Genomic DNA, 8,627 nt, shown 5'->3' with positions numbered 1-8,627 from the left:
AAAGCTCCACAGGTCAGAGGACATAGTGCTACTCGCGCCAGTTGCGAGCGAAGCTGGTAGACTCCGCCGCCATTATGATTCGACTTCAGAACCTGACTTTACAGCGTGGCCCGCAACGTCTGCTAGAAGACGCCGAGCTGACCCTGCACGCCGGCCAGAAAGCCGGCCTCATCGGTGCCAACGGCGCCGGCAAATCGAGCCTGTTCGCCTTGCTTCGGGGTGAACTGCACCCGGATTCGGGTGATTGCTTGCTGCCGGGCGACTGGCGTATCGCCCACATGCGCCAGGAGGTCGACACGCTCGATCGCCTGGCGGTCGACTACGTGCTCGATGGCGACTTGCGCCTGCGCCAGGTACAGCGAGACCTGGCGGCAGCCGAAGCGGCCCATGACGGTGCCGCACAGGCCCGCCTGCACTCCGAGCTCGACAGTGCCGACGGTTACACCGCCGATGCCCGGGCGCGCAAGTTGCTGGCCGGTCTGGGCTTCACTAACGAGCAGATGGATCGTCAGGTCGGGGATTTCTCCGGCGGCTGGCGGATGCGTCTGAACCTGGCGCAGGCCTTGATGTGTCCATCGGACCTGCTGCTGCTCGACGAACCGACCAACCACTTGGACCTCGATGCCATTATCTGGCTCGAAGAGTGGCTCAAAAGTTACCCCGGCACCTTGATGCTGATTTCCCACGACCGGGATTTCCTCGATGCCGTGGTCGATCACGTGGCCCACGTCGATCAGCGCAAGATCACGCTGTATCGCGGTGGCTACAGTGCCTTCGAACGCGCCCGCGCCGAACGCCTGGCCCAGCAACAGCAGGCCTATGAGAAGCAGCAGGCGCAACGTGCGCACATGGAAAGCTACATCGCCCGCTTCAAGGCTCAGGCTACCAAGGCCCGTCAGGCCCAGAGCCGGATCAAGGCGCTGGAGCGGATGGAAGAGCTGACCGCGGCTCACGTCGATTCGCCGTTCGATTTTGTGTTCCGCGAATCGCAGAAAATTTCCAGCCCACTGATCGACCTGTCTGATGCTCGCCTGGGTTACGGCGACAAAGCGGTGCTGGAGAAGGTCAAGCTGCAACTGACCCCCGGTGCACGGATCGGTTTGCTCGGGCCGAACGGTGCCGGCAAATCGACCCTGATCAAGAACCTTGCAGGCGAGCTGTCGCCGCTGGCGGGTCGCTTGACCCGTGGTGAGAACACCGTGGTCGGTTACTTCGCCCAGCATCAGTTGGACTCGCTGGATTCCAAAGCCAGTCCGTTGCTGCATTTGCAGCGCCTGGCACCCACCGAACGCGAACAAACCCTGCGCGACTTCCTAGGTGGTTTCGACTTCCGAGGCGCGCGAATCGACGAGCCGGTGCTGAATTTCTCCGGTGGCGAGAAGGCGCGCCTGGCGCTGGCGTTGATCGCCTGGGATCGGCCGAACCTGCTGCTGCTCGATGAGCCGACCAACCACCTGGACCTGGAAATGCGCCTGGCGCTGACCATGGCCTTGCAGGAATTCAGTGGCGCGGTATTGGTGGTTTCCCACGACCGTCACCTGCTCAAAAGCACCACCGACAATTTTTATCTGGTGGCGGACGGCAAGGTCGAAGAGTTCGACGGCGATCTGGAAGACTACACCCGCTGGCTGGTGGATTACCGCCAGCGCAATGCGCCGGTAAGCAATACGCCGGTCAATCCGGACAAAACCGACAAGAAGGCCCAGCGTCAGGCTGCAGCCGCGTTGCGTCAGCAACTGGCGCCGCACAAGCGTGAAGCGGAAAAGCTCGAAGCCGAGCTGGGCAAGCTGCACGAGAAACTGGCGAAGATTGATGCCAGCCTCGGTGACAGTGACATCTACGAGCCGGCGCGCAAGAACGACTTGCGTGATCTGCTGGCCGAACAAGCCAAGCTCAAAGTACGCGAAGCGGAGCTGGAAGAGGCCTGGATGGAAGCTTTGGAACTGCTGGAAAGCATGCAGGCGGAGCTGGAGGCGCTGTCCTGATGGAGGCCTTCAGACTTCCGTTGCCGGCCATGTGGGCCGAACCGATATGGCTCGGCGTGCAAATCCTGCTGATCCTGCTGGCCGGTTACCTGGCCCAGCGTTTTGTCGCCAAGTGCCTGACCCGCCTCGGCGAGCGCTACCCGTTCCCGCCACAGTTGCTGATGCCGCTACGCGGTGGCCTGCGTTGGCTGATCATGGGCAGTGCCCTGATTTTCGTACTGGAACGCCTGGGAGTGTCGGCCACGGTGCTGTGGACGGCGTTGTCCGGTTTTGTCGCGGTAGCGGCGGTGGCGTTTTTCGCCATGTGGAGTGTGTTGTCGAACCTGCTGTGCGCGATCCTGATTTTCACCGTTGGCCCGTTTCGCCTGGGCGATGTGGTCGAACTGGTGGACACCACCGACAAACCCGGGGTCAAGGGCCGTGTCGTGGCGATCAATCTGCTCTACACCACATTGATCGAAGCCGAAGAGCTCGGCACCGGCAGCGCGATGGTGCAGGTGCCCAACAGTTTGTTCTTCCAGCGTTCGGTTCGGCGTTGGCGGGGGACCGACATGTTCCCTTCGAGCGGGTTCGAAAAGTAAGCCGGCTTGGGATCGCAGCCTTTTCACATGCAAAAAATCGGTAGTCACCAGCCCAAAGCCGCATTAGCTTAGACGTCTGTCACGAGTTCGAGTCGAGGTGTGCAATGGAGCTTCAAACATGGCTGGCGTTTTTTGCCGCCTGCTGGGTGATCAGCCTGTCACCGGGCGCCGGCGCCATTGCGTCGATGTCCAGCGGCCTGCAATACGGTTTCTGGCGCGGCTATTGGAACGCCTTGGGCCTGCAACTGGGCCTTGCGGTGCAGATCGCGATTGTTGGCGCCGGTGTCGGCGCGATTCTCACCGCCTCCGCCACAGCCTTCTACGCAATCAAATGGTTTGGCGTGGCGTACCTGGTGTATCTCGCCATCAAGCAATGGCGCGCGTTGCCTGGCGACATGAGCGATGACGCGGCAGTGCGGCAGATCGGCAAACCGATGGCGCTGGTGTTCCGCGGGTTTCTGGTAAACATCAGCAACCCCAAGGCGCTGGTGTTCATGCTCGCGGTGTTGCCGCAGTTCATCGACCCGCACGCGCCACTACTGATCCAGTACGTGATCATTGGCGTCACCATGATTTGCGTCGACCTGATCGTCATGGCCGGGTACACCGGGCTGGCCTCCAAAGTGCTGCGTCTGTTGCGTACACCAAAACAGCAGAAGCGCATGAACCGCACCTTTGCCGGACTGTTCATTGGCGCGGCGGCGTTCATGGCCACCTTGCGTAAAACAGCGGTGTAGACACCCGTCAGTACAAAAAAGGCGACCTTTGCGGGTCGCCTTTTTCGTTTCAGGGATTCGGTACCCGCGACACGCTTGTCAGGGGCTGGCTCGCGCAGGATGTTTGTCAAAACAGCACAACAAAGCTTGAGTGAAAGTGATTGGGAGGGAACAATATGTTACTTCGTATTTCCAGCTGAGAATCATTCATGAGTGCCCCGTCCCGTTTCCTGGCCTGGCTGATAGCGCCTGTGTTTGCCCTGTGCAGTTTCAATCTGCTGGCGGACACGGTGGAAGGCGCACCGCAAGCACTGCATTTACTCGACTATATCGGTGCGGACTACCCGGGTGCGGTACAAGCAGGCAACGTCGTCAGCGAATCCGAGTACCGCGAGCAGCTGGAATTCGTCCAGGTCTTGCAAGGTTTGGTGGCGGCCATGCCAGCGAAACCGGAAAAGGCTGAGCTGGTGCAGGGCATCGGCAAGCTGCACAGCGCCATTGCTGCGCGTCAGGAGGGGGCCGAGGTTGCCCGTCTGGCGCGGCAACTGGGGGCAAAACTGGCAGTGGCCTATGAGGTCAGTCAGGCACCGATCATCACTCCGGATCCGACCCGAGGGGCGCCGCTGTACGCCCAGCATTGCTCGGTGTGCCATGGCGATACCGGCGCGGGTGACGGTCCTGCGGGCGTCGGTCTGACCCCGCCACCCGCCAATCTGCGTGATAACGCGCGCCTGGATCACCTGAGTCTTTACGCGATCTACAACACCTTGAATCTGGGGGTGGAAGGCACCGATATGCCCGCCTTCGGCGATCAACTCGATGATCGTCAGCGTTGGGACCTGGCCACGTACATCGCCAGCTTCAGCGCCGATCCGGCGACCGTCAGCAGTGACAAGTCCTACAACATTGCCGATCTGGCTCGCCAGACTCCGGCCGAAGTGCAGGCCGTGGACGGTGCGCAAGCGGCGGCGATATTCCGTGCCCAACGGGCACAACCGCCGCAGGTCAAGCGTGGCCCGGCGCAATTGCTCGATTACACCGCCGCGACCCTGGACAAGAGCGTTGCAGCCTATCGTGCCGGCGAACACGATCAGGCCTATGACTTGTCGGTGGCGGCCTACCTGGAAGGCTTCGAACTGGTCGAAAGCTCCCTCGACAACGTCGACGCCAACGTGCGCAAAGACACGGAAAAATCGCTGATGGCTTACCGTCAGTCGTTGCAGGATGGCTTGCCGGTAGAGCAGGTCGAGCAGCGTCTGGAGGCGGCCAAGGCCAAACTGAAAATCTCCGCCGGTTTGTTGGGCAGCGATGGCTTGAGCTGGTCCCTGAGCTACATTTCCGGCCTGCTGATTCTATTGCGCGAAGGTTTGGAAGCGATCCTGGTGCTGGCGGCGATTCTCGCCTTCTTGCGTAACACCGGCCAGCAATCGGCCGTGCGCAGCGTCAACGTCGGTTGGGGGCTGGCGCTGGTCGCGGGGTTGGCCACCTGGGCGCTGGCGGCGTATGTGATTGATGTCAGCGGTTCCCAGCGTGAATTGCTCGAAGGCGCGACGGCGCTGTTTGCCAGCGTCATGGTGCTGTGGCTCGGGGTGTGGATGCATGATCGTCGTCACGCCGCGGCCTGGCAGGATTACATCAAGAGCAGCCTGGTGGGCGGTGGCGGGCGTTTCGGCTTTGCGATCCTGGCGTTCTTCTCGGTGTATCGCGAGCTGTTCGAGGTGATTCTGTTCTACGAAACCCTGTGGTTGCAGGCAGGTCCTGCTGGCCATGATGCGGTGCTGGCGGGTGGTGCCACGGCACTGGTGCTGCTGGTGGGCCTGGCGTGGGTGATATTGCGCGGCTCGGCAAAACTGCCGTTGGCGCTGTTTTTCAGCATCAATGCCGCTTTGTTGTGTGCGTTGTCGGTGGTGTTTGCCGGGCATGGCGTGAAGGCGTTGCAGGAGGCCGGGATCTTCGGCACGCGACCGGTGCCGTTCTTTGAGTTCGACTGGCTGGGTATTCATGCCGATGCGTATTCGTTGAGTGCGCAGGCTGTGGCGATCATTGCGATCGTCGTGTTGTATGGTCGTAGCTGGGTAGTCGAGAAGCGTCGGTTGGCGGTTTCTTAAACAGCATTCGCTGCGCTCATGATCGCGGGCAAGCCTTGCTCCTACAGACGGCGCTATCCTGTAGAGCATGGCTTGCCCGCGATGCTTTTAACGAGGAAAACACAATGCGTGTCTGGATCGATGCCGACGCCTGCCCGCGGGCGGCCAAGGATCTGGTGGTGAAGTTTGCCCTCAAGCGCCGTTTCGAAGTGGTGCTGGTGGCCGGACAGCCGCAGATCAAACCAGGCCTGGCGCTGGTGAAGTTGATCGTGGTGCCGAGCGGCCCGGATGCCGCCGACGACTATCTGGTGGAACATGCAGTCCCCGGTGAGCTGGTGATTTGCAGCGATGTGCCGCTGGCCGACCGGTTGGTGAAAAAGGGCGTTGCGGCATTGGACCCGCGGGGCAAGGAGTTCGACTCGCAGAACATGGGTGACCGGCTGGCGGTGCGCAACCTGTTCACCGACTTGCGCGAGCAAGGGCAGATGAGCGGCGGGCCGGCGCCGTTTGGCGAGCGTGAGAAACAGGCGTTTGCCAATGCGCTGGACCGGATCTTGACGCGGCTATCGCGCCAGTCTTGAGCGAATGCAGTCGTTGTGGCGAGGGAGCTTGCTCCCGCTGGGTTGCGAAGCAACCCCCAAACCTGCCGCGACAGTTTTCAGAAAAATCGCAGCAATCGGTTTTGCGACTGCTGCGCAGTCGAGCGGGAGCAAGCTCCCTCGCCACAGGAGTCAATCGCAGCGACGGGTCAAGCGTCGTTTTCGTGGGTCAGTTCGAGGACGCGGTCGACCAGTTTGTTGATCCCTGAAGCCGCTTCACTGATCGATTGCGCCAGCATGTAGGCTGGGGTACTCACCAGTTTGCGCGCCTTGTCTTCAACGATGTCACTGACGGCGCATTCCTGGTGGGTGGCGCCCATCTTGTTCAGCGCCGTCGCCGTGTCGGCATCGTTGCCGATGGTGCAGGTCACGCCGGGGCCATAAATCTTTGCCGCCAGGGCTGGCGAGATGCAGATCAGCCCCACTGGTTTGCCGGCTTCGGCAAAGGCTTCGGTCAACGCCAGCACGTCGGGCTGCACGGTGCAGCCGGTGCCCTCGATGGCGAAGTTGGAGAGGTTCTTGGCCGAGCCGAAGCCGCCGGGAATGATCAGCGCATCGAAGTCTTCGGCGTCGGCTTCGCGGATGTCCTTGATTTCGCCGCGGGCGATGCGCGCCGACTCCACCAGCACATTGCGCGATTCGGGCATTTCTTCGCCGGTCAGGTGGTTGATCACATGCAGTTGCGCAATGTTTGGCGCGAAACACTGCACCTGCGCGCCGCGCTGGTCCAGGCGCAGCAAGGTAATCACGCTCTCGTAGATCTCGGCGCCGTCGTACACACCACAACCGGAAAGGATCACTGCAACTTTTTTGCTCATGGGCTTTTTCTCCAGATTCATGGCGTTAAATGTCCACTAATTTGTCACTCGTTGCCATAGGGTTAATTCGCGGGTACACCTAGCATCTGTCCTCAGGATTCCGACCAGGGCGCGTCATGGACTTCATTCTGTATGCAGTGCCGTTTTTCTTTGTATTGATTGCCATCGAACTGGCGGCCGACCGCTGGCGCGGGGTGAGCAACTATCGGCTGGCAGACGCCATCAACAGCATCAGCACCGGCGTGCTGTCCACCACCACGGGTCTGCTGACCAAAGGCGTGGGGTTGCTGACTTACGCGTTTGCCCTCAAGCACCTGGCACTGTTCGAACTCTCGGCCGACAGTGTCTGGGTCTGGGTGTTCGCTTTCGTGTTCTATGACTTCTGCTATTACTGGCTTCACCGCATGGGCCATGAACGCAATATTCTCTGGGCTGCGCATTCGGTGCATCACCAGAGCGAGGACTACAACCTTTCCACCGCCCTGCGCCAGACCAGTACCGGGTTTCTGCTGAGCTGGATCTTCTACCTGCCCATGGCCGTCGCGGGCGTGCCCTTGCTGGTGTTTGTCAGCGTCGCGGCGCTGAACCTGCTGTACCAGTTTTGGGTGCACACCCGGCATATTCCCAAACTCGGCTGGTTCGAGTGGTTCTTCGTCACGCCATCCAATCATCGGGCTCACCATGCACAGAACGCTCTCTACATGGATCGCAACTACGGCGGGGTGTTCATTATTTGGGACCGTCTATTCGGCTCGTTCCAGGAAGAGGACGACAACGAGCCGGTGATTTTCGGCGTGACCACGCCGCTGGCGAGCTGGAATCCGTTGTGGGCGAACGTGCAGTTCTACGCGCAGTTGTGGGCTGACGCGCGGCGTGCCGAAAGCACCTGGGACAAGCTGCGGATCTGGTTCATGCGCACCGGTTGGCGGCCGGCGGACGTGGCCGCCAAATACCCGATGAACAAGCCGGATCTGAGCCAGTTCCGCAAATTCGAAGTGCCGCTGGACGGGCGTCAGCAGCTCTATGTGCTGTTGCAATTCTGCGTCTACGTCGCGCTGGGCAGCTATTTGATGAACCTTGAGCCGAGCCTGCCAACGGCCGCATTGGTGCTTGGCTGGGGCGCCGTGGCGCTGGGGCTGTTCGTGCTGGGCGTGGCCCTGGAGAATCGCCCTTGGGCATTGAAGGTGGAACTGTTGCGGCTGGCGTCCAACGTGCCGCTGGTGTGGCTGGCGCCGTTGGTGGGGCTGTGGCCGGCCAGCGCGGTGGGCTGGATCGGCCTGCTCAGTTACAGCCTGCTGAGCGGTATCGGTCTTTACTGCTGTCGAAACCGCTTCACTCGATTGGCTTAGTTTCGCCGGTTTTCGCCTGTTCGGCTTTCAGGGCCTGCTCGTCGGCGTAGACCTGTCTGGCCAGGCGGGCGTTCTTGAAGCGCCGGCGCAACCACAAGCCCAGGCCCAGGATGAGCAGGGCGCCGAGGACCCACAGTTCGTATTTCTTGATGCTGCCGAGCATGCCCTCCAGAACCGCGCCGAAGTGATAGGCGGCCGCCGCCAATGCAGTGGCCCAGATCGCCGCGCCAATTCCGTTGAGCAACAGGTAGCGTCCCGGTGGATAGCCCGACAGGCCGATCGCCACCGGCATCACTGTGCGCAGTCCATAGACGAAACGGAAGCTCAGGACCCAGATGTCCGGGTGCTTGCGGATGTGTTCCAGCGCCCGATCACCCATCATTTGCCAGCGTGGTTTGCGCGCCAGCAACTTGCGCCCATGCTTGCGCCCCATGAAATACCACAGCTGATCGCCGGCATAACTGCCGAAGAACGCCACGACCACCACCAGGT

General features: G+C 61.1%; 8 protein-coding genes. 6 read left to right on the top strand and 2 right to left on the bottom strand.

Features of this window, described 5'->3' with window-relative positions; translation table 11 throughout:
* The first annotated feature begins 74 nt into the window (after nt 1-74).
* The 5 genes from D8V06_RS26510 to D8V06_RS26490 all read left to right on the top strand — a co-directional run bounded on the left by D8V06_RS26510 (nt 75) and on the right by D8V06_RS26490 (nt 5,950).
* The gene (locus tag D8V06_RS26510) at nt 75-1,985 is read left to right on the top strand and encodes an ATP-binding cassette domain-containing protein (protein WP_130903821.1); all 1,911 of its coding nucleotides are present in this window, start codon (nt 75-77) and stop codon (nt 1,983-1,985) included.
* A complete protein-coding gene (locus D8V06_RS26505; RefSeq protein ID WP_056854105.1) occupies nt 1,985-2,566 on the top strand; it encodes a mechanosensitive ion channel family protein in 582 nt (193 codons plus the stop codon). The genes D8V06_RS26510 and D8V06_RS26505 overlap by 1 nt, the downstream gene beginning before the upstream one ends.
* Before the next feature lie 104 nt (nt 2,567-2,670).
* Complete coding sequence (rhtB, locus tag D8V06_RS26500) at nt 2,671-3,303, top strand: homoserine/homoserine lactone efflux protein (RefSeq protein WP_130903822.1); 633 nt, start codon at nt 2,671-2,673, stop codon at nt 3,301-3,303.
* Nucleotides 3,304-3,491: 188 nt separating this feature from the next.
* Nucleotides 3,492-5,390, top strand: coding sequence for a cytochrome c/FTR1 family iron permease (locus D8V06_RS26495; protein WP_130903823.1), 1,899 nt, complete (start codon nt 3,492-3,494; stop codon nt 5,388-5,390).
* Nucleotides 5,391-5,494: 104 nt separating this feature from the next.
* Nucleotides 5,495-5,950 (top strand): YaiI/YqxD family protein, encoded by a 456-nt coding sequence (locus tag D8V06_RS26490; RefSeq protein WP_056854102.1) that lies wholly within the window; start codon nt 5,495-5,497, stop codon nt 5,948-5,950.
* A gap of 167 nt (nt 5,951-6,117) precedes the next feature.
* Here the strand turns inward: D8V06_RS26490 and elbB are convergent, their stop codons facing one another.
* On the bottom strand, nt 6,118-6,786 hold the full coding sequence (gene elbB / locus D8V06_RS26480; protein ID WP_056854101.1) for an isoprenoid biosynthesis glyoxalase ElbB: 669 nt from the start codon (nt 6,784-6,786) through the stop codon (nt 6,118-6,120).
* 116 nt (nt 6,787-6,902) lie between these two features.
* On the opposite strand from elbB, the gene D8V06_RS26475 reads away from it, so the two are divergent.
* The gene (locus D8V06_RS26475; RefSeq protein WP_130908596.1) at nt 6,903-8,135 is read left to right on the top strand and encodes a sterol desaturase family protein; all 1,233 of its coding nucleotides are present in this window, start codon (nt 6,903-6,905) and stop codon (nt 8,133-8,135) included.
* On the opposite strand, the gene D8V06_RS26470 is transcribed toward D8V06_RS26475, so the two are convergent.
* The coding region (locus D8V06_RS26470; RefSeq protein WP_130932121.1) for a DedA family protein at nt 8,119-8,627 on the bottom strand (509 nt) is incomplete at its 5' end. The genes D8V06_RS26475 and D8V06_RS26470 overlap by 17 nt on opposite strands.

The sequence above is a fragment of the Pseudomonas sp. Sample_24 genome, assembly GCF_004307605.1.
In the GTDB taxonomy this organism is placed as follows: Bacteria; Pseudomonadota; Gammaproteobacteria; order Pseudomonadales; family Pseudomonadaceae; genus Aquipseudomonas.
The sequence above is the reverse complement of the archived record's forward strand: the minus strand, read 5'-3'. Positions and strand labels throughout refer to the sequence as shown.